Source organism: Bifidobacterium erythrocebi (assembly GCF_012932675.1).
GTDB classification, from domain to species: Bacteria; Actinomycetota; Actinomycetes; order Actinomycetales; family Bifidobacteriaceae; genus Bifidobacterium; species Bifidobacterium erythrocebi.
In genome coordinates this window covers 21,443-47,576 of sequence record NZ_JAAIIF010000002.1, presented here as the reverse complement: position 1 = coordinate 47,576, position 26,134 = coordinate 21,443, and the positions used below count along the sequence as shown (strand labels likewise).

Below are 26,134 nucleotides of genomic sequence, written 5' to 3'. Positions count from 1 at the left end.
GTGGTCGATTCGGTCGTTTTCGGGCTCGAAAACGACCGAGTTGGCTGCCATATGGGGCAATTCGACCGAATCGACCGCCATGCGGGTCACATACCGTGCGAAAACACACGCAGGCCAACACACACGGCAGGCCAACACACACCGCACCTGCCAGCAAACGCAAAAGACCGCCGTCCGAACGAATCGGGCGACGGTCTCACGCAATGCTTCAGATTCCGGCTCTCAGCTCGGAATCAGGCGATCTCACTGAACCTGGGTACGAGCGATCTTGCCGTTGAAGGACTCGGCCATATCGGCATCGGCGTCCACCTGGTTGTTCCAGGAGAACATGGCGCGCAGCTTCGGGCCAACGGTCTCCAGGTGCGGGTGGCTGTACTCTTCCTGCAGCTTCTTGAACTTCGGAGCGCCGGCAGCCTGATCGTCCATGAATTCCTTGGCGAAGGAGCCGTCCTGGATGCGCTTGAGCTGGTACTGCATGCGCTTCTTGGTCTCTTCGGTGATGACGGTGGAGGTGTAATCGCCGTACTGAGCGGTGTCGGAGCAGGACCAACGGGCCTTGTTCAGGCCGCCTTCGTTAGCCAGGTCAACCAGCATCTTCAGCTCATGGAACACCTCGAAGTAGGCGATCTCCGGCTGGTAGCCGGCCTCGGTCAGCACATCGAAGCCCATGTCGCACAGGTGGTTGATGCCGCCCATGAGCACATCCTGCTCGCCGAACAGATCGGTCTCGGTCTCCTCGGTGAAGGTGGTCTTGATGGCGCCTGCACGCAGAGCGCCCAGAGCCTTGGCGTAAGCCAGGCACAGCGGCCAGGTCTTGCCATCCGGATCCTGCTCCACGGCGACAACGACCGGCACGCCACGGCCGTTGGTGTATTCACGACGCACAATGTGGCCCGGGCCCTTCGGGGCGACCATGAACACCGGGTGATCCTCGCTCGGCTTGATGTAGCCGTAGTGGATGTTGAAGCCGTGAGCGAAGGCCAGAGCTGCGCCCGGCTTCAGGTTCGGCTCGATGTCCTTCTTGTACACGGCAGCCTGGTACTGATCAGGCAGCAGGATCATCACAACGTCGGCCTCAGCAACGGCGTCGGCGACGGACTTGACTTCCAGGCCCTGCTCCTTGGCGTATTCCACGGACTTGGAGGTGGGGCGCAGGCCGACGACGACATCCACGCCGGAGTCACGCAGGTTCAGAGCATGAGCGTGGCCCTGGGAACCGTAACCGAGGATGGCGACCTTCTTGCCCTCGAACACGGAGAGATCGGCATCTTTTTCGTACCAGATAGTTGCTGCCATAATGGCGCTCCTTATTGATTTTTTCTTTTGTTATTCGATATTCAACGTTCTGCTTTGGTTGTGCAGAAACCTTCTGTTCTGGTTGTCCTTGTGGGCGTTTCCGCTATGCAGGTTTAGTCCGTTTCGCCAAGGATTGCACCAAGGGTGTTCACTAAGTGAACGCCCGATTTTCAATTATGTTGTTCAGTTGTTGTTCAGTTATGTTCTTGCCCTTTCGGGCGAAGTCTATGCGGCGGAAATCCGCCATTGTTCACGCTCTCATTCGACTGGGTCGGCGTCCGTGCGGCGCCGCCAAACGAACAGTCCGGTGGACTGCCGGTAGGCGACGCCCGAACGAAGCGACAGCTGAGTAAGGGCAGAAACCAGCCGTTGATTTCACTTGGTGAAATCAACGTCCTTGGTCTCCTTGCAGCTCAGCACCGCGACGAGGCAGCACAGCGCCATCACGCCGAGGTACAGACCCACGGAGTGCACGCCCCAGTTGTGGGACAGCCAGGTGGCGATGGTCGGCACGAATGCCGCGCCGACGATGGCGGCCAGGTTGTAGCCGATGCCGGAGCCGGAGTAGCGCACGTTGGCGTCGAAGAGTTCCGGAAGGAACGCGCCGATCGGGCCGAATGCGGTGCCCATGAGCGCGAAGCCGATGCACAGGAACAGCAGGTTGGTGGCGAAGTTGCGCTGGCCGACGACCGCCGGGTCAAGCAGGAACGGGAAGAGCAGTGCGAAGGCGACGAGGCAGCAGGAGGAGATGATGATCACGCGCTTGCGGCCGAACTTGTCGGCATTCACGCAGGAGATGACGATGAACGCGGCGAAGACGCACACGGCGATCATGAGCATCAGCAGGTATTCCTGGTTGGTGAAGCCGAGGCCGCCGCCACCCTGCTCGGTGGTCTTGGTGCCCCAGGCGAGGGACCAGGTGGCCAGCGTGTAGAACAGCGTGTAGGTGACAGCCACCAGGAAGGTGGCCTGCAGGACCTGCTTCCAGCTCTTCTTGAAGACTTCGGTCAGCGGGGACTTGACGACCTTCTTCTGCTCCTGGGCGAGGCGGAAGATCGGGGTCTCCTCCATCTGGACGCGCACGACGAGGCCGACGATCACGAGGATTGCGGACAGCAGGAACGGCACGCGCCAACCCCAGGCGAGCATGGCGTCGTCATCGTTGAAGGTTTCCAGCAGGAAGTAGGTGCCGTTCGACAGGAAGAAGCCGATCGGGGCGCCCAGTTCCGGGAAGGAACCGTACAGTGCGCGCTTGCTTTCCGGAGCGTTCTCGGTGGCTACCAGAGCGGCGCCGGACCATTCGCCGCCCAGGCCGATGCCCTGCACGAAGCGGCACAGGCACAGCACTGCGACGGCTGCGACGCCCCACTGGTCGTAGGTCGGCAGGCAGCCGATCAGGAAGGTGGCGACGCCCATGGTGAGCAGGGAGACCACCAGCGTGGTCTTACGGCCCATGCGGTCACCGAAGTGGCCGAATACCAGGGAGCCGAGCGGGCGGGCGATGAAGGCGATGGCGAAGGTCAGCAGGCTGGCCAGCAGTGCGACGGTCGGGTTGGTGGTGTCTCCGAAGAAGACCTTCGGGAAGTAGTTCGCAGCGGCGGTGCCGTATGCGTAGAAATCATAGAATTCGATGGCGGTGCCGACCATCGAGGCCGCGATGACGGTCTTGACGGAATCTCGCGCCATTGATTTCAGCTTGCCGGACGTGGTTACATCGGCTGCAGTCATGAGGAATGTCCTTCTTAACTCATTCTCCGTGCGGGCGGCGGCCCCTTCTGGTCACGCCGTCCACTGTTGTGGTGTGCGCTTCGTTCTCGCTTGCCTTTGCTGCAGGTGCCTTGTGGGCGGGCAACAAAAAAGCCCCGCGCGTTGCAGGGCTTCAAGATTTTCGCTTGTCGCCCTGCCTTCGTTGGCGGGGCTCAAGCTGTATGCCGAATCAGTCCGCCAACGAAGACGGAATAATAATTCGTGCGGACAGCAGTGCGAGCGCATTGAATCCAGTCATCGTGGCGAACCTCCTTTCGGTTTTCGAAGTATTTCCTTCGGATTTCCATCCGAACTACGGTGTGACCATAGGAGCCGGCTCCCGGACTATCTACCGGGTGTTCACTATGTGAACATAACATCTGTTGTGCGGGCGGCAGGCGGGCAGCGGGACGCCCACCAATCACCGGCTCCTTCGGCACTCCTCTCAGTCGCCGCTGATCTTTCGTATGGTCAACGGCACCGCCACCGCCACGCACACGCAGATGATGGCGACCGGGAACACCGCCGTATATCCGAACGAGGGGGCGAAGGCATACACCGCAACGGCACCCAGCGCGGCGCCCAGCACCAGTCCCAGCGGCTTCGACAATGCGTAGAAGCCCAGGTCGCGGCCGGCGTTACGCGGGTCGGGCAGCGATTCGACCACCAGCGGGCGCATGAGAATGTCGTAGACGCCCAGTGCGAATCCGGTGAGGAACGCGAACAGCAGGAATGCCCGTTCCCAACCCATGAGCACGGTCGTCATGCCGATCATGAGGCCGATCACATAGATGCCGCCGGCAATCACGACGGCGATGCGCAGGTTACGGTTGTGCAGGCCAGGCATGTGGTCGACGCGATCGACGATGATGCCGGACAGTCCGGTGGCCAGCAGTGCGCCGGCGAACATCACGATGGAGAATGTCATCACCAGCGTGCCAGCGGGCAGGGTGAGCGATACGGGATCGGAAGGGTCGGCGGGATCCGTACGGCCTCCGTACATGGAGAACCGCACGATGTACCACAGGAACACGCTGGTCAGCGCCGCGGCCGCCATCATGAACAGGCGGGAGCAGAACAGCCGGTAGAAGTCCCGCGAGCGGTCGCCGCGCGGGCCGCGCAGCATCAGGTACGCGCCTTCCCAGTCACATCGCGCCCACTTCTGATCCACGCTCGACCGTTCGCGCGGCCACACGAGCACTGTGACGATTCCGGATACGGCGAACAGTACCGCCGCGCACATGAAGATGTCGGTCGCTCCGAATGCGATGGACATGCCGCCGATCACACCGCCCGCGGCTTCGCCGAGCAGGACGCCGACCGCATGCCATCGTTCGACAGCTACGCGGAATTTGTCTGGTACTCGTTCCGCTATGGCCGCGGCGAGCGGCACGGTGAGCATCACGTATGCGGGTTGCAGCAGAATCCAGCCGATGACCAGGCCACCGATGGCATCCGATGCGCTCAGGATCAATGTCGCGAGCGCTGCGAGCAATCCTCCGCCCACAAGCCATGGCGTGCGGCGTCCGACGATTACGCGGGTGCAGTCGGAGCATGTGGAGATGGCCGGCGTGACCGCGATGGACAGCACCGCGCCGATGGCGACAATCACCGCCAACGGCGTGGCCAATGCGCTCGTACCAGCGATGTCGGTGAGCGCAAGCGACGTGTCGACGCCGCTCATCAGCGCAATGTGATTGGGAATGGCGATGAGATTGAGCATCGTCCACGGTGCCGTGATGAGCACGGCGGCGAGCGCGAACGCCCACTTCAGCCGCAGTACGGCGGCTCGGGATGGTTTCGTACCATCGGCGGCGGTCATGGGATCGCGCATGTCGAGGAATGATGAGGCGTAGTCGGGCACGGCGGTGTCGACGCCGGCCGCTGCGGCCGAGGCCCCGCCGGACGCGGTGAGGCGGGCTGCCTGGGTTTCCGGCTGTTTGGCCGAGGCTTCCGGCGGCAGTCTGCGGTCCTCGCGCGTGAGCCTTTCCACGGAGGCTTTGTCTTCCGGGCTTAAGGCCTTGTCGTAATCAGGGCGATCATCGATGCCTGGGCGAATATATGGTTTATATGGTTCCAGCATTGTTGTCCCTCAATCCCTCGATGCGGCGAACCGGTCGGCCGTATTGTTCGATACGCCTGTTCGATATGCCTTTCGATATACCTGTTCGGCATGCCGCAGACGGCTACTCTCGTATGGTTTTTCGTATGGTTTTACAGTACGCTGCGGGGCGTATCTCGGTTGTGTCGTTTTGATGTCGTTTCGGTGTCACTTGCGGTGTCGCTTGCGGTGTCGCTTGCGGTGTCGCTTGCAATGCCACTCATCGGATTTCCAGCACACCAGGCCATCATGCCGAATATGCGAAGCGGGAAGCCCGCTGTGGCAGACTTCCCGCTTGATGTGTGCCGGCACGGTATCCGTGCGTTATCCGCGCACCGTTCGTGCGTATGGATTCGGATTGGCCGTCACTGCACGACCGGCGGCTGCGCGATCAGATCGTCGGTGTGGTGTTCGCCCGCGGCGTCGGTCCAGGTGAGGGACGCGACGGATGCGGTGTTCTCCACGCCAAGGCCCTTGCCCGGCTCGAAGGTGAGCGATGCCGAGGTGTTGGCGCCCTTCCAGGTGAAGGTGATGGACTTGTCGCCGTCGGCTTCGTACGAGAAGTCGCCGTCGAAGGCGTCGAGCTCGTTGCGGAACTTGGCCAGGGCGTTCAAGGCCTTGACCACCGGGCGCTTGAGGTTCTCGTCGATCTCCTCGGTGGAGTAGTAGTGGCGGTTGATGTCACGGCCGTTGTTGGTCTTGCGCAGCAGATCCATGTCGTTGCGTCCGGCGAGCGCGCCCACGTAGTAGACCTGCGGCACGCCCGGCAGGAAGAACTGCACGGCGCGGGCGGCGATGTAGTGCTGATCGTTGCATCCGAGCGCCGAATAGTAGGTGCTGTTGACCTGGTAGAGGTCGAGGTTGGATGCCGCGGCGCCGGTTGCCGCCTGGGATTCACCGTGGGTGTTGGCGTGGATGGTGTTGACCAGGTTGTCCACGTCCTCGTCCGGCACGAGGCCCTTGAGCGAACGGTCGAGCTGGTCGGAGCCGATGTCGATCACACCGATGCCGTCGTGCGTATCGAGCACGGTGACGGCGTTGTTCGGGCGGATGTCGGTCCAGTGGGCGACGGGCTCGACGTGGCCGGTGCTCAGCGCGTGCAGGAGCAGCGGCGGCAGGGCGAAGTCGTAGACGCGGTCGACCTTGGATGCGATCTCGACCTGCTTCTTGTAGTAGGAGTGCACTTCGATGAGGATTTCCAAGCCGCGCTTCATGCCTTCCTCGCGCAGGCGGGAGATGAGCTTGAAGGTCTTCGGGGTCATGAAGCAGCTGGTGCCGGCTTCCTTGGCGCCGTAGCCGACGGCGTCGAGGCGGATGTAGCTCACGTGGGAGGCGGCCATCTGGTCGAAGATGGACATGAGGTATTCCCAGCCCTTGTCGGAGTCGGTGTCGATGTCCACCTGCTGCGGGGTGAAGCTGACCCAGACCAGACGGGTCTTGCCGGCGAACTTGTAGTGGGTGAACGGCAGGCCCGGGCGCGGGCGGTAGATGCCGGCCAGATCCTCTTCGGTGGCGCCGTTTGGGAAGACGGAGCTCATGGTGAGGAACATCGGGTAGTACTCGGATTCCTCGCCTTTGGCGAGCACGTCTTGGAACTGCTTGGACTGCCAGCTCATGTGGTTGACGATGGCGTCGACCATGATGTCGTGGGTCTTGGAGAGTTCGGCCACGTCGTCCCAGCTGCCGAGGCGCGGGTCGACCTTGGTGTGGTCGATCGGGTCGAAGCCTGCGTCGGCGCCGTCGAACGGGGTGAAGAACGGCAGGATATGCACGCCGTCGTACACGCCGTCGAAGCGGGTGCGCAGGATTTCGGTCATGGATTTGAGGGTTCCGTCGCCGAGACGGTTGGCGTAGGTGATGAGCTGCACCTTGTTTTTCATGGGACCTCCTTTGGCTCCGTTTCCGGGCGGATTGGCAACGATTCCGGAAGTTCGCTCATTGCTGCATCGAACCGGTTCGATAGTACCGCCGAAAAGACCGCCAAAGCAAGTGAATCCGCGTGTCGAACCGGTTCGATGCCGTTCGCTGCTGTTCGATACCGTTTTGCGGCTATCCGGCCGGCTCGCAATCGCCTAGGGGCATCGCGCCACAAACGATCCCGCCAATTCCCGGCAACCTCCTCTGGCATCGAAAATGACCCGCATACAGCAAGGTGCGCCGCAGCCACATCGGCCACGGCGCACCTCATGCAGGCATCAGCTTGAAATCGAAACCACGGCTAGCGCTTCAGCACCGCAATGCCGTTCGGCTGGATGACGAACTTGCCATCGCGCCCCTCGGCGAGGGATACGACGATGGGCTCGCCTTCCTGTACGGTTTCGACCGGCTCATGCGTACGGTTGAGCAGGAACACGAATCGCGCCCCGGTCGCCTCGTCCACGCGCTCGATGCGCAGCAGTCTCGGATCGGCGGAATCCTGTGCGTCAACGCCAAGCGCCTGTAGTATCGAAGGCAGGCTCATGGCGATGCCGTCGCGTCCCAACCGCGCTCCGACATACACGCTGCGGCCTTCGCCGTACGTGTTGGCCACGATCGCGGGACGCCCGTCCATACCGGTCCACGGATCGTCCTTGAACGAGGCGAGCACCGTGGCGTTCTCGCCGATTGAACCGATCACGTCGGCGAAATCGTGCGCCGTGGCACCGTTGCTGAGGTCAAGATGATCCGGTGCACCCGGCCAGTCATCGCCCATCGGGGCGAATTCCTCGACACGCACGCCGACCACATCACGAATCGATCCGGGGTAACCGCCCAGCCAGATGTGGTCCTTCTCGTCGGACAGACCGGTGTAGTACGTAACGATCAGCTTGCCGCCGTTCGCCACATAGTCACGCACCCGACGCGTGGTCTCCTCCGAAAGGATGTACACGCTCGGTAGCACGGCCACCTCGTACTCATCCCAATTCGAACGGATCGGAACGACGTCGGCGGTCACGCCATTGTCGGCCAATGCGCGGAACCATGCCAGCGGCTCGTCGATGTGATGGACCTTCTGTGTCGGCGTAGCGGTGTGCTCGCTCGCCCACTCGGATTCATAGTCGTAGACCACGGCCACGCGGGACTTCGCCAGCTTCGTGCCCAATAGCCCGTTGTCGGCCAGCACATTCAGATCGGAGCCAAGCTCGCATACATCACGGAACGTCTGGGAATCCTCACCCGCGTGGGGGACCATGGCGGAGTGGAACTTCTCCGCGCCGGCCTTGGACTGGCGCCACTGGAAATAGCACACCGCGTCCGCGCCCATGGCCACGTGGGTCAGGGAGTCGCGCACCAGCTGACCGGGCTCTTTGTGGTAGTTGATGGGACGCCAGTTCACGGCCGAGGTGGAATGCTCCATCAGGAACCATGGTTCCTTGCGGGCGATGCCGTCCACCAGTGACGCGGAGAACGCGAGCTCGTCCAGGTGGGCTTCCCCCGGCACGAAGTAGTGGTCGTTCGAGACGAAGTCGACCTCGCTGCCCCAATCGTCGTAATCCACGGTGGTGTTGCCCGAAGAGACCATGAAGTTCGTGGTCAACGGTCTGCCGGGGGTGATTTCGGCCAGCGTATCGCGCTCGGCGATGTAGAACTCCTTCAGCGCATCGGAGCTGAACCGCTTGAAATCAAGCAGTTTGCCCGGATTCATGAAGTTGCCGTCGCCGATGAAGCGAGGCGGGATGATCTCGGAGAAATCGTTCATGCGCTGCGCCCAGAATGCCGTGCCCCACGCATCGTTCACCGCGTCGATCGTGCCATAACGCTTCTCGCACCACTTCTGGAACGCACGCTCGGCGTCTTCGGAATAGTCGAAGCGGTTGTGGCAGCCGTATTCGTTGCTCACATGCCATGCCACCACATACGGATTGTCCTTGTAATGCTCAGCCATCGCACGGCACAGCCTCAACGCATAGTCGCGGAACACCGGACTCGTTGGCCTCCAATGCTGCCGGGCACCCGGCTGGCAGACGTCGCCACGATAGTCCTTCCACAGCACCTCCGGATGGGCCTGAGTGAGCCACATCGGCGGCGAGGCGGTAGCGGACGCAAGATCTACCGCGATGCCCGCCTTGCCTAGCTTGTCGATGATGCGGTCAAGCCAATCGAAATCGTATACGCCGTCGCGCGGCTCGATCCGCGCCCACGAAAAGATGCCTACGGAGACAAGGTTCACGCCGGCCTTGCCCATCAAACGAACATCCTCGTCCCATACCTCTTCGGGCCACTGGTCCGGGTTGTAGTCACCGCCATACCAGATGCGGGCCTGCTGGCCCTTCAGCGGTTGCGGCCAACGAAACGCTCTGCGCTGAGCCATTGCTTCCTCCTCTTCGAGGTGCCGTCGCATCGCGATTCCAAGAGCGAATGTTCGATGCGAGTCGTACAAATGTTTGCGTTACCATTGTAACACTACATTCATAAAATGCTGAATCTTCAAGCAATATGCACAAATACCGCTCATTCTTGAACGCCTACGTTATGGTAACGAAAACATGCAGGCGGGATTCATATAGGATAGAGGATGAAACAAGCCTGATTTGGCGGAATGATATTGCAGGAGGCAGTCACAGACCCATGGAACGCATCTCCGTTTCGTTACAGGACGTCGCCAAGGAGGCCGGAGTCTCCCCACAAACGGTGTCACGTGTCGCAAACGGCAGCGCCGCCGTCCGCCCGGAAACGCAAAGCCGTGTGGAAATCGCCATGCGCAAACTAGGGTATCGCCCGAACTACGCCGCACGAGCCCTGAAAAGGGGCCGATTCAACAATATCGGCGTACTGCTTTCCCACATGTCGGCCTTCGGCAATGCACGCATTCTCGAAGGCATAGTCGATGTGGCCGCAGAGCACGGGTATTCCACGACCATCCGCACGCTCGATACCCTGCAGGATCATTCCCTGGCCGGCGCGCTGAAACTCGTCGAGGGTCTTCCTCTGGACGGCGTGATCGTCATTATGGAACGCGATTTCACCGATTTCAACCAATTCACGCCGTCGCAGAACCTGCCGGTCGTGCTCATCTCCGAGGAGCCGTCCGATCATTGCGTCACCATCGACTCCGATTCATACGGATGCTCCACCGCCGCCGTGGATTATCTGCTCTCCAAAGGGCACCATACCGTATATCACATAGCGGGCCCCTCTACTTCCCGGGCGGCGCAAAGCCGTATGCGCGGGTGGCGCGATGCCTTGTCCCAAGCCGGGGCGCCGATTCCTCCCGCCTATATCGGCGACTGGGAGGCCGACAGCGGGTACCAGGCAGGTCTGGCTCTTGCTCACGAAAACACGTGCACCGCGATATATGCGGCAAACGACCAAATGGCATACGGCGCGATGTTGGGCTTGCGGGCGGCCGGTAAGCGGGTGCCGGAGGATGTGAGCATCATCGGTGTCGATGATTCACTCGAAGGCTTGGTGCCAAGGCTGGAACTGACCACGATGAAGCTGAAGTTCCACGATATCGGGCGTGAGGCGTTCTCCATGATCGAGAGGCAGCGCAACGGAGAGAAACTCACCCCCGGCGTCAAAACGGTTATCCCGCCTGAATTCATCGACCGCGGCTCCGTGCGGGAGTGCAGGAAATAAGCCGCACTATTCGACCATCCGAACGGCAGGAAATCGGATTTTTGCGTTATTTTGACTTCGCGGTATGACAAGCACCTGTGTTTCACGCGGAATGTTTCACATGAAACAATGAATGTGTTTCACGCGACGATCGGTATGCGACGTACTGCACTGCAGCAAACCGCGCCACGTACCATACGTCAGTCTCAGTGACGATCACGCGTAGTTGCACCCTCGACCAGGGAAACGGAAATCAGCTGCTCAGCCTCCCCCACGGGGTAAGCGGCCCGATTGGCCGCACCGGCATCGCTGACAGCCCCTTTGGATTCTTTCCCGTGGATAAGCCGCATCATCTGGTCGGCAATGCACCTTGCAATGCCCTGAAAATCCTGCCGCACCACCGTCAACGGCATGCCGGCCAAGTCGGTCAGATACGTCCCGTCATACGCCACGATCTGCATATCGTCCGGAACACTCACGCCCCTGGCCATCGCCTCACGCACGCACAGCGACGCGCCGATATCCGAACTCACCACCGCATCCACGGCACAGTCTGCGCCACGGTCGAACACACTGCGCACGGCGGAAGCATACCCGGCGAAATCCATCACCTCACCCGCCTCAACGTACTCGTAATGCACACCGGCCCTGGCCAGCTCACGCTCCAATGCCAAGTGGTAGCGCACCGTCGGGAACGTCGTCCGTTCCACGCTCGAAGCCCCGAACTGCGTCCGAGGTCCGCCGATCACCGCAACGCGCCGCGCGCCCGTGCGGATCAACAAATCTGCGATCAAACGCCCGCCCTGCACATGATCGGACCCAATGGAGGGAATCCCCTCCCCCAGCACACGGTCGAACGCGATGACCGGACGATGAATCGACGTCCAGTAATCCGGCGCGTGCTCGGTGTGCGCACCCATCACAATGCCGTCCATCAGACGCCTGCGCAGCATATCGACGTATTCCGCCTCGCCGTTCACCGCATCGGTCGTGGAGCACAGCAAGGTCTGCAAGCCCTGTTCGGACAGCACATGCTGCAGGCTTGCGGTAAGCGTGGCGAAGAACGGGTGACGGATCGTCGGAACAATGATACCGACGGTGTTGGCGCGATTCCGCGACAGGTTACGCGCCAAATCGTTCGGTACATAATGCAACGATTCCATGGCCTGCCGCACACGCTCACGCATATCATCGGAGACATACCCCGTGCCGTTCACCACCAGAGACACGGTGCTCAGCGAGACGCCGGCCCGCTTCGCGACATCGCGCATTCCTACCACATTCGCCTCATTTCATCCCATGAATCACATGAAGATCCGGAATCGATCCGGTCACACATCTACCGATCGCAGGACAGCCCATCCGTTGTCTCACGGCGTTCCGCCAGTCATCGACCGTCTGCTTTCCATATACCTTCATATATATATGCGTCTCCCGGCATTGTACTATCGAGTCGCACCGCAGCCCCACCCACGGTTTCGCACGCTATTCTTCCTGCTCCGTCATGCATCCCATCGCGCCTTTTATCCAACTCGGTCCGCACTACGTTTCATGTGAAACACGACAGCAGATAGGCCGGAATCGCACACGTTATATGTTCATTTCAAGATTACCCGATAAATATACAAAGAATTCAACGACTACAGCATGATTTCGCACGGCAACGGGCATACACTGAAATCACAACAGAAAAGAACGACACAACACGATGCCGCTTAGCAAGCCCGGGCGAACCGGTAAGGCGGCACCCCGCGCAAGGGAATGCCCCGAACGCAAGAACGCACACCATGCGGCCGCAAGAACGACAACAGACAATACAACAACTGGCCGCGCACGAAAGGAAACAATCATGAAGAACGATACCCTCGATAAGATCCTGAGCAGCAACCTCGCCTCCGTCGATCCGGGCTTCTACCAGTTCGCCCTCGCCAAGGCTTCCTCCGACCTGTTCAAGCGCATCATCAACAAGTGATGCATCAGGCACCGGCGATGTAATCGCCAGCCCGGCATAACACTTCCGAAAGGCCGCGACCCGCACAAGGTCGCGGCCTTTCCGTATTCCCCAGCACTCCCCCGGCCATACAAAGGAGCCCCGCACCTCACTCGGTACAGGGCTCCTTTACGTAGTTGGTGGTCGATTCGGTCGAATTCGGGCTCGAATTCGACCGAATCGACCACCAAGTGGGTTACTTCGCAGCGGCGGCGCTACCGGCTTCAGCGGCACCAGCGGCGGCGACTTCTGCGGGCGCATCCTCGGCAGCGCCTTCGGATTCCTCGCCGGACTCGTCCTCCAGCTCGCCGGCGGCCAGCTTGGCCTCAAGCTGCTTGACGATATCGTCGTGCATCTTCTCGCTGATCTTCACCTTGAACATGAACACCAGCAGGCTCAGCACGATCAGCGCCAGCGGCACGTAGAACGCGCAGGTCTTGAAGGTGCTGATGTTCGCGGCGGTCATGTCGGCCGCGGTGGCGTCACCGGTCATGCCGGCGGCGATGGCGATGAAGCCGACGATGCCGTTGGACATGGCGCCGCCGATCTTGTCGAGCATCGGGCGGACGGACAGGGTGACGGCCTCGTTACGCTTGCCGTTCTTGAGCTGGCCGTATTCGATGGAGTCGGTCAGGGACAGGATGGCGGTCATCTGGATGAGCGTACCCGGCACGTAGAAGAGGACCAGCGCCACGAACACCATGATCATGTTGGTCGAGAAGATGCCGAGCATGATGTAGGCGATGATCATGGAGGTCATGCCGCCGATGTACAGGTAGCGGCGCGGGATGCGCTTGTTGAGGATCGGGTACAGCGGCGCCATGACGAGGCCTGCGACCAGTGCGATGACGCCGGTCATGGAGTAGGCGGCCTGGTTGTCCAGCACGAACTTGAACAGGAAGATCAGCACGCCGGTGGTGGCCACGTTGGCGATGGCGTACAGCAGGTAGCTCAGCGCGACCCACAGCAGCTGGTCGTTCTGGAACAGGGCCTTGAACGCCTGCAGCGGGCCGCCGTTCTTCTGGGCCTTGGAACGCAGAGCGCTCTGGCTTTCCTTGGTGCCGAACGCGACGGACCATGCGGTCAGGATGCCGAGCAGGGCCACGATGATGCCGAAGGCGGTCCAGCCGCTCTGGCTTTCGGTGTGGGAACCGGTGAACACCCAGCTGAAGTAGGTGACGATCGGGATCACGACGACGGTGATGCCGTTGTAGCCGATGGAGCCGGTGAAGGAGCCGAGGGCGGTGTAGGTGGAGCGCTCATGGGAGTCGGAGGACAGCGCCGGGATCATGCCCCAGTAGGAGATGTCGCGCAGGGAGTAGAACACGTCGAGCACGACGAAGCAGATGACGAACAGCACGATGAACCAGGTGGTGTTCACGTTGACCAGGCCGAACATGCCGGTGTAGACCACGATGAGCAGCAGGGCGGAGACCAGGCCGCCGAGGAACTGCCACGGGCGGAAGCGGCCCCACTTGGTGCTGGTGTTGTCCACGATGTTGCCCAGCAGCGGGTCGATGAAGATCTCCGCAATGCGGATGACCACGACGAGGCTGGTGATGATGCCGATCAGCTTGGCCGCAACGCCCTTGTCGACGCCGGAGAACAGGCAGCTGGTCACATATACGATGAAGTAGGTGCTCAGCGCGTTGTAGAACGCGGACTGACCGAGGTTGCCGAACGCGTATGCCACGCGCTGGCCAATTCGACCACGACGATTGCCGCCGTTGGCGATGGTGGTTTCATTTCCCATGCTTCTTCTCCTTAGAAGATTTCTAGATCATCCATTGATCGTGTACATAAGTCTATATGTTTTATTGTGATAAGTAAAATTGTTTACTAAATAAATGCGCCTTGACATTGCCGAAACGCAGTCAGGCATCGCACTGATGATATGGAAAACTACGGCATAGGCATGCAGTCTGACGCCAAACGCCGACATCTGCGCCTTCAGCGGAGAAACCCCGCAGCCAGCACTATTGATTAAACAGATTTACTTAATCGAGCGTCCAGCCGATACCCCTATATGCCGCGCCCACATGCGCCGGCACCACACTCCCCTGGCACTGCCACCCGGAATACTTGATTCAGTCGGAAACGCCGGAACCCTTCGGCACGAAACTCTCGCGCACCACCAGATGCGAGGAGATGCACGTGTGCTGCTTCACGGTACGCTTGCCCACCAGCGATTCGGCAAGCATGAGCACCGCCGTGCGCGTCAGCTCCTCCTTGTCGATGTCGAACGACGAGAGCGCCGGGGAGGTGTACTTTGCAATCTCCTGATTGTTGATGCTCACCACTGTGATGTCGCGCGGCACTAGAATGCCCTTGGCGGCAAAGGCCTGCAACAGCCCCACGGACAGCGTGTCCGCGGCCACCAGCACCGCATCCGGCAGGTCGTCCGCATGGTCGCGGATCAGCCGTTCACCCTGCTCGCGGCCGTTGGCCACGGTGAACGGGCCATCGGCATAGACCATGCCCTCGGTCTCCAAGCCCAGTCGGCTACCCCAGTTGCAGAATGCGAAATGGCGGATATCCTCGGGATACAAATGCTCCCCCATCATGGTGCCGGCACCGCCGATGAACCCGATCCGGCGGCACCCGTTGGCCTGCAACGCGTCAAGCGCGTCGAGCACGATCTGCTCCAGATCGGGCTGTACGGAATCGAACAGATTCGGTGCGGGGTTGATGTCGATGAACACGCCATGCGGCAGCGCCTTATGGAGCTTGCGCAGCGTCTCGATCGGCAGCACCGCCGGTCCCATGGAGATGAAGCCTGCGTATTCGTCGCCATGCGCGATCAGCTCGTCCGCACTGTCGTAGATCGTCGCGTTCATGCGCTGTTCCTTGGCCTGGGCGGTCAGCACCTCGCGCAGTTCGTCGAAATACGCGTCCTGCAGGCCCTTGTCGGGGACAACGTTGTTCAGAATCGCGATATCGCGCGGAATGATGATGCGCTGGTACTGCGAGACGTTCTCATACCCCAGTTCGAGGCTGGCGGTCAGCACCTTCTGGCGGGTGGATTCCTTGACGGAGAACGAGGGATCGTCGTTCAGGATCCTCGACACCGTGGCCTGCGAGAAGCCCGTATGCTTCGCGATTTCCTTGATCGTGGCCATCGGATCCCAGCCTTCCCAACCATCACACTAGCTAAATGAATTTACTTGCAACCATAGCATGACCGGCCCATGGCGGCCGGCGCACAGACCGCATCCGCCACACGCAAACCCGCATACGAAAAGGCCGGAACCCTACCAGCGTAAGGTTCCGGCCTGTGCGGTGACCGCCCGCAGAGAAAGGGGGAAACTGCGTGCGTTCGTCACCTGCTGCACCGGGCGGTTATTGCAATGGGGCCGCCGCCCGATGGGGAGGGGAATCACCGGCCGGCATGGCTGTACAGGCCGGCGATTCCGTTGTGGAGTTGGTTGCGGGGTTATCGTGCCGAGGCATCACCGGCATCGGCTGCGGCAGGAGCAGCGGACTCGGCGACGGCGGCCGGGGCGTCGGCGGAGGCGTTGGAGTTCAGCGCATCCTTGCCCCAGGTCTTCTCCAGCTCGGCCACGATCTCGGCATGCTTCTCCTCGGTCAGCTTCACGCGGGTGAGGAAGATGATCAGGCCGATGACGATGAGCACGAGCGGAGCCACGAACACGATGAGCTTGAAGTTCATCTCGCCCTGGGCGGTGACGTGGTTCTCGGAACCGGCGGTCATGCCTGCGGCGACGGCGGCGAAGCCGATGACCCAGTTGGACACGGCGCCGCCGAACTTATCGAGCAGCGGGCGGACGGACAGGGTCAGGGCCTCATCGCGGTGGCCGAGCTTGAGCTGGCCGTATTCGACGCAATCGGTGATGGTCATGAGGACCACGAGGAACACCAGCGGCTGCGGGATGAAGAACAGCTCGGCGGCGACCAGCACGAGGGCCAGGGACTTGCCGGCGAAGAAGAAGACCACGATGCCGGCGAGCATGATGCCCAGGCAGACGACGAACACGTTGCGGCGGCTGAACTGCTGTGCGAGCTTCGGGAACAGCGAGACGGAGACCAGGCCGACCAGGGTGTTGATGGTGGCCAGGATGGAGAACTTGCTGGCGTCGCCGAGGATGTACTGGAAGTAGTACAGCTCGGAGGCGTTCAGGATGCTCACGCCGGTGGTGTAGGCGAGGTAGGCAAGGGCGATGGCCATGAGCTGATCGTTCTTGAGCAGCATGCGGAACACGTCCTTGAAGCCGGTCTTGGTCTTGTTCTGGCGCAGTGCGGAATCGACCTCGTGGGTGCCGAGCGCGACGCAGAGCACGGAGATGATGCCGACAAGGGCCACGATGAAGGCGAACCAGAACCAGCCGCTCTTGTCGCCGGAGCCGGACTTGGTGACGGAGAAGAAGAGGACGATCGGCATGATCACGACACCGACGATGTTGCCGCCGATGGTGGAGCCGACACGGGCGAAGGTAGCGGTCTTCTCACGCTCTTCGGAGCTGAAAGTCAGGGCCGGGACCATGGACCAGAAACTGATGTCCTTGAAGGAGTAGAAGATGTCCATCACGATGTACAGCACGGCGAAGATGAACAGGTAGAGCACCGGGTTGGTCTCGTTCAGACCGCCCATATCGGTGAACAGCACCATCAGGATGACGGAGCTGACCACGCCGCCGCCGACGACCCACGGCTTGAACTTGCCCCACTTGGTGGTGGTGTTGTCGATCATATTGCCGATGAACGGGTCGATGAACAGCTCGACGATACGCAGCACGGCGATGATCGTGGTGATGTACAGCACCATGCGATTGTTGTGTGCGGCGTCGCCGGAGTTGAACAGGTGGGAGGTGATGAACATGATCAGGTACGTCGAAAGCGTGGCGTAGAAGATGTCATGTCCGAATGCGCCGGTCGCGTACGCGATGCGCGAGGTCATTACCTTGCCTTTGGATTGTTCAGCAGAGCTGCCGTTGCTCATGTGAAGCCTCCTTGCTTCTCTTTACATGTACGATGTTTACGATAACATGCTTTTACTGAAGCCATGTTTTTTACTTAAAAAATTGCTCTTTCGCAGCCCTGCTCGCCCGACATCCCAAACGGCCATATTCCACAAGATAGCGATAAGGCGACACCCATCGGATGCCGCCTTATCGCGTGCCATTTTTACTAAAACTATAGTTTAATCACAAAACTATATTCGTGGTCCTGCTGTGCATCGATGTGGTAGTCGGGCCTCACGTCGGAGCCCCAGCTGTCGATGCCGCCCACGCCGCGCACCGCGCCGCAGACCGTCAGCACCGTACGGCGCACCGGCGGCAGCTCGTTGGGATGCGTGGCGTTCTCGATCTCCTCCGGCGTATACGGCAGGCAGGAGAAGGCGAACGGCTCGCCGCCCTCGGCCTGGGCAAAGGTCAGCGAGAACTCGCTTCGGTCGCCGCGCTTCGAATTGTCGAGCACGGAATCGCGCGTCACCGTCACCTGCTGCGTACGCATATGCATGCCGCAATCCTGCGGCACCAGGTACGGCGTGACCGGCATGCCCTCCACCGTGTATTCGCCCGGCACACCGCCGGCCATACGGTCCGGGTACGTCTCGCCGGAAAGACCGGTGTAGGTGAATCCCTTGGCCGGGGTCGGCATGACGAACCGCAGGCCGAACACCGGCAGTTCAGGCAGGCCTTCCTTGCCCTCGTAGCGCACCGTTACACCGATCGTGCCGTCCGGAGTCACGGTGTAGGCCACCGTCACCGTCGTCGCGGGAACGACGGGCAGCGTGTACGTATAGGTCATGGTCATGGTCTGCGCCTGCACCGCACCGCCGAACGCGTTGTTGTCCGGAGCGAGCGGCTTGGCCACCGGCTCGCCGTCCACGCTCAGCTCGGTCTTGGAACAGGTGGCGAACATATCCGCGCCCATCCACATCGCCGACCGGACCGGGAACCCGTTGCCGCGGTCGTTGTCGGTGGTCGCGCGCCACAGCGCCGGACGCGGGGCCCTGTACAGCCATTCCCTCCCGTTCACATTGAACGAGACCGGACCGCCCGCCTGCCATGAGAACAGATATTCGAAGCCGTCGCCATGGACGCCCGTCACCACGTCACCGAATATGATTTCCATCTGCGTACCTTCCGTAGTAATACTTGACTTCCTGCATGGCCGGCTTCTCCGTGCGGTCGGCGAACAGCAGACCGTCGCCGGAGAACTCGTAGTCGGAGCAGCGATCGTCGAAATCGCCGCCGTAGCACAGCATCTTCCCGCCCGTCACCGGATCGGGCGCATACAGCTGCTGGTCGATGTAGTCCCAGATGAATCCGCCGAGGAATCCCTCGCAGTCGTCGAACAGTTCCATGTAGTCGCCGAACCCGCCCAGCGAATTGCCCATGTCATGCATGAACTCGCACAGGATGTACGGCTTCTTCGGCTGCTCGCTCAGGTACTTGCGGGCGCCTTCCGGCGTATCGTACATGCGGCTTTCCAGGTCGGAGATGACGTCCTCGAACGCGCGGTTGTGGACCACGCCCTCGTAGTGCGTCAAACGGCCGTCCTGCTTGCTCTTGTAGTAGGCGTCCATCGCCGCGATGGCGGTGCCGGCGTACGATTCGTTGCCCATGGACCAGAACAGGATGGAGGGGTGGTTCTTGAGCATCTCGTACTGTGTGGTGGCGCGGTCCACCACGACCTTCTCCCATACGCTGCTGTTGCCCGGCACGTTGTACGAGGGCTCCACCGCCCCCATCTTCTGCCAGGTGCCGTGGGATTCCAGGTTGGTCTCGGCCATCACGTAGATGCCGTGCTCGTCGCACAGACGGTACCATTCCAGCCGGTCCGGGTAGTGGCAGGTGCGCACGGCGTTGATGTTGTTGCGCAGCATGGTGTCGATGTCGCGGTGCATGTCGTCCACGGTGATGCAACGGCCGGAATCGGCGTTCCATTCGTGGCGGTTCACGCCGAGGATGTACAGCCTATGGCCGTTGAGCGTCACCTTCACGCCGTCACGCACCAGCTTGCGGAAACCGGTGTCCACCTGGGCGACCTCGCAGGTCTCGCCGGCGGCGTCGACAAGGCGTACCTCCACCCGGTACAGATTCGGGCTGCCGTTGTCCCACAGCTGCGGTTCGGCGATGCCGGTGAACACGAGGGTGGCGTCACCGTCATGTTCCGGGGAGCCTGTCTGCGATGCGATGCGGTTGCCTTGCGGATCGGTCACGACCACTTCCGTCTGCGCGCCGGCAAGGTCGGCGGCAGCCTTGGCGCTCAGCCGCATGTCGACGGTGATGGTGCCGGTGTGCAGGTCGTCGCTCAGCAGGGAGCGCACCGAGATGTCGTCCACATGAATCTTGGGCAGTGCCACAAGCTTCACGGGGCGGAAGATGCCGAAGAAGCGGAAGAAGTCCTGGTCCTCGATCCATGCCGCGGTGGAGCGCTTGAACACTTCACACGCGATGATGTTCTCGCCGGTCTCGTCGATGTACGGCGTCAGGTCGAATTCGGAAGGCGTGAAGGTGTCTTCCGCGTACCCCACGAAATGGCCGTTGAGCCACAGGTAGAACGCCTGCTCCACACCCTCGAACACCACGTGGATGCGTTGGCCTCGCATGTGTTCGGGCAGGGTGAAGGTGCGCAGGTAGGAGCCGACCGGATTGTCGTCGGCCTCGGAGAATGCGCCGATGCCGGGATCGTCCGGGGTCAGGCCTGCGGGGCGGCGGTATTTGCGGCCTTCCCACGGGTACATGGTGTTGATGTACTGGTTCTTGTCGTAGCCCGCGATCTCGATATGGCCGGGCACGGCGATGTCGTCGAAGTCCGCGGGTGCTTCGGCAAGCTTGTAGAAGTCGGCCGGGCGCGCCTGCGGGTTGGGGGAATACTTGAACTTCCACGTGCCGTCGAGCGGCATGACCAGGCTGCTGGCGTCCTGCGCCGCCTCATCCTGCGTGGCATAGCATCGGTGATCGCTGTGCGCGTCCAATCGATTCACGCGGAACACGCCTGGCTTATCAAGCCAGCTCAGGTCCGCGCTCTGCGTAGAGCTTGCGCCATCCATGGGAGCCTCCTTGCTCTGGGAACTGATTCGTAAATTAGTTTACTACAGATTTAGCAAACATTACCTCTGTTTTAGTAAACAAAAAGGCCCTTCCGAAGAAGGGCCCATGCAGCGGCGCTACCGCCGTTATCACTTACGGTCGTCGTAGCCGTTCGGGTGGGTGGAGTGCCATGCCCAAGCGGTCTCGATGATCTTGTCGATGTTGTCGAACTGCGGCTTCCAGCCGAGCACGGTGCGCGCCTTGTCGGAGGCGGCGATCAGAGTGTCCGGGTCGCCGGGGCGGCGCGGGGCCATCTCGGCCGGGATCTCCTTGCCGGTCACCCTGCGGGCGGCCTCAAGGATCTGCAGGTTCGAGAAGCCAGTGGAGGAACCGAGGTTGAAGGCGTTGGAATCGTTGCCCTTGCGCAGGTAATCGATGGCGAGGATGTGCGCGTCGGCCAGATCGAAGGGGTGCACGTAGTCGCGCACGTTGGTGCCGTCGGGGGTGTTGTAGTCGTCGCCGAAGATCATCAGCTTGTCGCGCTTGCCCTGGGCGACCTGCAGCACGATCGGCAGCAGGTGGGTCTCGGGACCGTGGTCCTCGCCGATGGATCCGTCCGGCTTGGCGCCGGCGACGTTGAAGTAGCGCAGGGCCACGAACTTGATGCCGTAGGCCTGATCGCACCAGCGCATGATCTTCTCCATCATGAGCTTGCTCTCGCCGTACGGGTTGATCGGCTTCTGCGGATCCTCCTCGCGGATCGGCATCTTCTCCGGAATGCCGTAGGTGGCGGCGGTGGAGGAGAAGACGATCTTCTTGACGCCGAACTCCTTCATCACCTCAAGCAGCTTGACCATGCCCGCGGTGTTGTTGTCGAAGTACTTCAGCGGTTCCTTCATGGACTCGGCCACCAGAGAGAACGCAGCGAAGTGGATCACGGCGTCGATGTCCGGGTTCTCGCGGAACACACCGCGCATGAACTCCTGATCCGCCAGGTCGCCCTGGTAGAACTTCGCGGCCGGATTCACGGCGGCGCGATGACCGGTCACCAGGCTGTCCACCACGACAACCTTCTCCTTGCCGGCGGCGACCAGTCGGTCAACCATGTGGGAGCCGATGTAGCCGGCTCCGCCGAGGACCATAACAGTCATTGTTTACTTCTCCTTTGTTCCGAGGGTTTGAACAAACTTCATGAACGCAGCCTTGCCTTCGGGAGTGCGCTTGTACACGCCCGCATCCTCCAGCACGCGGCTGAAGACCTTGCCCACGGCGTCCTGAACGATGCCGGTGACGGTGTCTTCCGTCGCCTCCGGGTGAGACTGCTTGATTTCTTCCGCCCATGCGCGATGATAATCGGCAATGTCATTATCGCGCCCAAGCACATACTTTTCAACCTCAGCAAGTTCCTTCTGCAGGCGCGGGGGAAGGATGGCCAGACCCATGACCTCGATCAGGCCGATGTTCTCCTTCTTGATGTGCTGCACATCCGGGTGCGGGTGGTAGATGCCGTCGGGGAATTCCTCGGAAGTCTGATTGTCGCGCAGCACCAGGTCGAGCTCGTATTCGTCGCCCTTCCTGCGTGCGATCGGCGTGATGGTGTGGTGCGGTTCGCCGTTGGATTCGGCGAGCACCTGCGCGTCGGGGTCGGAGTAGGAGCGCCACGCGTCGAGGATCTTGGAGGCGAGCGCGACCATCTCGTCGCGGTCCTTGCCGGCCAGGCGAATCACGGACATCGGCCACTTCACGATACCGGCCTTCACGCCTTCGAAGCCTTCGAAGGTGAACGTCGTTTCGACCGGGGCCTTCTCCATGGCGAAGGTGTGGCGGCCGCCCTGGTAGTGCTCGTGGGCGAGGATGGAGCCGCCGACGATGGGCAGGTCGGCGTTGGAGCCGGCGAAGTAGCCGGGGAACTGCTCGACGATGCCAAGCAGACGGTGGAAGGTCTCCTTGCTGATCTTCATCGGCTCGTGCTTGCCGTAGAAGAAGATGCAGTGCTCGTTGAAGTATGCGTACGGGGAGTACTGGAAGCCCCATTCCTCGCCGTCCATGTCGAAGCGCACCACGCGGTGGTTGGCGCGTGCCGGGTGGTTGATGCGGCCCTGATAGCCCTCGTTCTCGATGCACAGCTGGCACTTCGGGTAGCTGGAGGTCTTCGCGTTCTTGGCGGCGGCGATGGCCTTCGGGTCCTTCTCGGGCTTGGACAGGTTGATGGTGATCTCGATGTCGCCGTATTCGGTGGGCACCGGGAAGTAGATGTTCTTGGCGATGGCCTTGGTCTTGACGTAGTCGTTGCGCTTGCTCATCGCATAGAAATCGGCGATGGCTTCGGCCGGGTCCTGCTGGTAGGTATCCCAGAAGCGGTGGTTCACCACGCTCGGCGCGGGGGTGATGAAGTCCATCAGCTGTGCGCCGACGGTGTCCTTCTCCGCGGCGGTGTCGCCGACCTTGCCGTTGCGTGCGGCCAGATCCGCAAGCTCTTCCTTCAGATCGACGATGTCGTTGGCATCGGCGGTGGCGGGCGCATCGGCACCGTCCTCGCCGACGATCGCCATGACGCGGTTCGTCAAGTACACGCGATCGACTTCTTCGTAATCGCTGTTGGCGATCACCTGGCTGACGAATTCGTCCACCAAACCTTGTGCCATATCAGGCCTTCCTTACCTCATATCCGATAGTTCACAGTCACATATCGCCCGTCGCGGTGCCGCTCTTGGCTTGCCAAGGCGGTGGGATCGTGCGCGGCGCACGGCGGGCGGGGCCGCGCACGATCATCCTAGTTCCCGAGGGAACGGGAGGTTCAGTTGTTGCGGGACAGCACGCGGGAGCCGCCTGCGATCTCGGCGATGTAGAAGGCCGGGGCGTAGCCGACGACCTCCTCGTACTTGGCGCCGACGGCCTTGGTGAACGCGGTGACCTTGTCCTTGTTCACGATGGCGATGGCGCAGCCGCCGAAGCCTGCACCGGTCATGCGGGCGCCGATCACGCCGTCCTGCTCCCAGGCGGTGTGCACCAGGGTGTCCAGCTCAAGGCCGGTGACCTCGTAATCGTGCTCCAGCGACACATGGGAGGCGTTCATCAGACGGCCGAAGCGGTCGAGATCGCCGGATTCCAAGGCCTTGCGGGCCTTCAGCGTGCGCTGGTTCTCGGAAACGGCATGGCGGGCGCGGCGGATGCGGGCGTCGTCCTTGATGAGGTAGGCGTATTCGTCGAAGCTCGCCTCGTCCAGCTCGCCCAGCGTCTTGATGTCGAGCTTGGCGTTGAGTTCCTCGACGGCCTTCTCGCATTCGGCGCGACGCTCGTTGTACTTGGAGTCGGCCAGCTCGCGGCGCTTGTTGGTGTTCATGATGACGATGACGTTGTCGCCCAGATCCAGCGGCACCAGGTCGTAGACCAGGGTGTTGGTGTCCAGGTAGATCGCCTTGTTCTCGGCACCCATGCCGATGGCGAACTGGTCCATGATGCCGGAGTTGACGCCGATGAACTCGTTCTCGGTGCGCTTGCCGATCTTGACCAGGTCCACGCGCTCAAGCTTCAGGTCGAACAGTTCCTGGGCGATGATGCCGATGAGCAGTTCCAGCGATGCGGAGGAGCTCAGGCCGGATCCGTTCGGGATGTTGCCATAGACGAACACGTCCATGCCGCTGGTGATGGTGTGGCCTTCCTCGCCGAGGAACTTCAGCACGCCCTTGGCGTAGTTGGTCCAGTTGTCTTCCTTCTTGTAGACCAGCTCGCTGAGGCTGGACTCGATGACGCCGACCTGCTCGAAGTTGGCGGAGTAGAAGCGCAGCTTGTTGTCGTCGCGCCTCCGTGCGGCACCGTAGGTACCCAGGGTGATCGCGGCGGGGAACACATGGCCGCCGTTGTAGTCGGTGTGCTCGCCGATCAGGTTGATACGGCCCGGGGAGAAGAACGTGGCGTCGGGCTGGGCTCCGAAGACATCCTGGAACTTGACGGTCAGTTCGGCAGTATCCATGAGAAACTCCTTCGTTTGTAACTGCTGGTGTTGCCCTTAATTTTACCTAGTTTTACGTTTTTGCAAAATTTTTTACTTAAAAAGTAGTTTTGGCTGTATTTCAGTATTTTGCCACTATTCAGACACGCCATGAGCCGCTGCCTACACCATTTCTTCACAAATAAATTTTAGTAAAAAATTACATAGGTTAACCTAGGCGTCTTCACAATTTCTTCAAAAGAGGCCGCTTTTTAGGCATACCGCGCACCGATGGGGGAAGAGGAAAAATTCGGTACGCGGATCTGTGGTTGTGTGGGACGGCCTCTTTGACGTCCTACACCTGTAGTGTAGCCGCTTTACCTGAGAACCCGTATGTTTACTAAAATTTCTGTGCCATAATGGAACAGCCTCCTCGCCTCGCAGCACGGAAGGAGATCGCGATGACGGCCACCAATCACAAGGGCAAAGCCCCCACCATCAAAGACATCGCCGCCATTGCAGGGGTCTCCATCGCCACCGTGTCGCGCGTGCTCAACCAGGACGAGACCATGTCGGTCAACGAGAACACCCGCAAGAAGATCTTCGCCACCGCCGAGCAGCTCGGCTACAAGAAGCACCGCAGGGCCGGCGGAAAGACCAAGAAGCAGCGCCGCATCGTGGTCGTCCAGTGGTACACCGAACGCCAGGAGCTCCAGGACCTGTACTACTACTCCATCCGCATCGGCATCGAACGCCGGCTCGAAGAGCTCGGCTACGCCATCACCCGCATCTTCAACGACTCGCCCGCAGGCGACATCGAAGGCGCGGACGGCATCATCGCGGTCGGCAAGTTCAGCGCCGACCAGGTACGCACCCTCGGCAAACTGAACAAGCACATCGTGTTCGTCGACAGCGACACCCTGAACGCCGGACACACCTGCATCATGCCGGATTTCATCAATTCCGTGACCAGCGTCATCGATCACTTCCTGCGCCACAAGCAGACCAACATCGGCATGATCGCCGGCGAGGAGTATACGGCCGATAAGTCCGTCAAGCTCGCCGACCGCCGCTACTACACGTTCCGCAACTACCTGAGCGAATGGAAACTGTACAACCCGGCGAACGTGTACGTCGGCAACTTCACCACCAGCGACGGCTACCGGCTGATGAAGCAGGCCATCAAGGACCACCCGCACGACCTGCCGCAGGCCTTCTTCGCGGCGAACGATTCCCTGGCCATCGGCGCGCTGCGAGCGCTGCAGGAGGCCGGCATCAAGGTTCCCGACCAGGTGAGCCTCATCTCGTTCAACGACACCGCCATCGCCAAGCAGGTATTCCCGCAGCTCAGCGCCGTCACGGTGTACACCGAGCAGATGGGCTGCGTGGCCGCTGAGATCCTCGACAAGGAACTCAGCAACCGAAGCGTCTCCCCCGTCCCCTTCATGCTGAAATTCGCCACCAAGCTCACCCTGCGCGGCACCAGCATCAACTGACGGCACGTCCGCGAGCGCCGTCCAGGTTTCCGTATG

General features: G+C 61.1%; 17 protein-coding genes. 3 read left to right on the top strand and 14 right to left on the bottom strand.

All coding sequences use genetic code 11. The features are described from left to right. Positions 1 to 243: 243 nt before the first annotated feature. The 5 genes from ilvC to G1C98_RS00180 form a co-directional block, all read right to left on the bottom strand. Complete coding sequence (gene ilvC / locus G1C98_RS00200) at positions 244 to 1,296, bottom strand: ketol-acid reductoisomerase (protein WP_169078131.1); 1,053 nt, start codon at positions 1,294 to 1,296, stop codon at positions 244 to 246. 375 nt (positions 1,297 to 1,671) lie between these two features. Then, the gene (locus G1C98_RS00195) at positions 1,672 to 3,024 is read right to left on the bottom strand and encodes an MFS transporter (protein ID WP_169078129.1); all 1,353 of its coding nucleotides are present in this window, start codon (positions 3,022 to 3,024) and stop codon (positions 1,672 to 1,674) included. A gap of 463 nt (positions 3,025 to 3,487) precedes the next feature. Continuing rightward, positions 3,488 to 5,125, bottom strand: a complete 1,638-nt coding sequence (locus G1C98_RS00190) for an MFS transporter (RefSeq protein ID WP_169078127.1) — start codon at positions 5,123 to 5,125, stop codon at positions 3,488 to 3,490. Between the two features lie 383 nt (positions 5,126 to 5,508). Then, positions 5,509 to 7,023, bottom strand: coding sequence for a sucrose phosphorylase (gene gtfA / locus G1C98_RS00185; protein ID WP_169078125.1), 1,515 nt, complete (start codon positions 7,021 to 7,023; stop codon positions 5,509 to 5,511). Positions 7,024 to 7,361: 338 nt separating this feature from the next. Beyond that, positions 7,362 to 9,434: a beta-galactosidase gene (locus G1C98_RS00180; protein WP_169078123.1), complete on the bottom strand. Its 2,073-nt coding sequence runs from the start codon at positions 9,432 to 9,434 to the stop codon at positions 7,362 to 7,364. 257 nt (positions 9,435 to 9,691) lie between these two features. Here G1C98_RS00180 and G1C98_RS00175 point away from each other — a divergent pair, with 257 nt between their 5' ends. Beyond that, positions 9,692 to 10,702: a LacI family DNA-binding transcriptional regulator gene (locus G1C98_RS00175; RefSeq protein WP_169078121.1), complete on the top strand. Its 1,011-nt coding sequence runs from the start codon at positions 9,692 to 9,694 to the stop codon at positions 10,700 to 10,702. 185 nt (positions 10,703 to 10,887) lie between these two features. On the opposite strand, the gene G1C98_RS00170 is transcribed toward G1C98_RS00175, so the two are convergent. Then, complete coding sequence (locus tag G1C98_RS00170; RefSeq protein WP_169078119.1) at positions 10,888 to 11,961, bottom strand: LacI family DNA-binding transcriptional regulator; 1,074 nt, start codon at positions 11,959 to 11,961, stop codon at positions 10,888 to 10,890. 569 nt (positions 11,962 to 12,530) lie between these two features. Here G1C98_RS00170 and G1C98_RS09410 point away from each other — a divergent pair. After that, a complete protein-coding gene (locus G1C98_RS09410) occupies positions 12,531 to 12,653 on the top strand; it encodes a hypothetical protein (RefSeq protein WP_277347552.1) in 123 nt (40 codons plus the stop codon). A gap of 214 nt (positions 12,654 to 12,867) precedes the next feature. On the opposite strand, the gene G1C98_RS00165 is transcribed toward G1C98_RS09410, so the two are convergent. The 8 genes from G1C98_RS00165 to G1C98_RS00130 form a co-directional block, all read right to left on the bottom strand. Then, entirely contained in the window at positions 12,868 to 14,424 is a 1,557-nt protein-coding gene (locus G1C98_RS00165) for a glycoside-pentoside-hexuronide (GPH):cation symporter (protein ID WP_169078117.1), read from the bottom strand. Positions 14,425 to 14,758: 334 nt separating this feature from the next. Beyond that, positions 14,759 to 15,790: a LacI family DNA-binding transcriptional regulator gene (locus G1C98_RS00160; protein WP_169078115.1), complete on the bottom strand. Its 1,032-nt coding sequence runs from the start codon at positions 15,788 to 15,790 to the stop codon at positions 14,759 to 14,761. Positions 15,791 to 16,104: 314 nt separating this feature from the next. Further along, positions 16,105 to 17,628 (bottom strand): glycoside-pentoside-hexuronide (GPH):cation symporter, encoded by a 1,524-nt coding sequence (locus G1C98_RS00155; RefSeq protein WP_240944857.1) that lies wholly within the window; start codon positions 17,626 to 17,628, stop codon positions 16,105 to 16,107. A gap of 194 nt (positions 17,629 to 17,822) precedes the next feature. Next, positions 17,823 to 18,767, bottom strand: coding sequence for a beta-galactosidase small subunit (locus G1C98_RS00150; RefSeq protein WP_169078114.1), 945 nt, complete (start codon positions 18,765 to 18,767; stop codon positions 17,823 to 17,825). Further along, positions 18,748 to 20,691: a glycoside hydrolase family 2 TIM barrel-domain containing protein gene (locus G1C98_RS00145; protein ID WP_169078112.1), complete on the bottom strand. Its 1,944-nt coding sequence runs from the start codon at positions 20,689 to 20,691 to the stop codon at positions 18,748 to 18,750. The genes G1C98_RS00150 and G1C98_RS00145 overlap by 20 nt, the downstream gene beginning before the upstream one ends. Before the next feature lie 129 nt (positions 20,692 to 20,820). After that, positions 20,821 to 21,822 carry a UDP-glucose 4-epimerase GalE gene (gene galE / locus G1C98_RS00140; RefSeq protein WP_169078110.1) on the bottom strand — a complete coding sequence of 334 codons (1,002 nt, stop codon included), beginning with the start codon at positions 21,820 to 21,822 and terminating at the stop codon, positions 20,821 to 20,823. 3 nt (positions 21,823 to 21,825) lie between these two features. Beyond that, positions 21,826 to 23,316 (bottom strand): UDP-glucose--hexose-1-phosphate uridylyltransferase, encoded by a 1,491-nt coding sequence (gene galT, locus G1C98_RS00135; protein WP_169078108.1) that lies wholly within the window; start codon positions 23,314 to 23,316, stop codon positions 21,826 to 21,828. Positions 23,317 to 23,468: 152 nt separating this feature from the next. Next, entirely contained in the window at positions 23,469 to 24,644 is a 1,176-nt protein-coding gene (locus G1C98_RS00130; RefSeq protein ID WP_169078106.1) for a galactokinase, read from the bottom strand. 419 nt (positions 24,645 to 25,063) lie between these two features. On the opposite strand from G1C98_RS00130, the gene G1C98_RS00125 reads away from it, so the two are divergent. Next, positions 25,064 to 26,098, top strand: a complete 1,035-nt coding sequence (locus tag G1C98_RS00125; protein ID WP_169078104.1) for a LacI family DNA-binding transcriptional regulator — start codon at positions 25,064 to 25,066, stop codon at positions 26,096 to 26,098. The last annotated feature ends 36 nt before the right edge of the window (positions 26,099 to 26,134 follow it).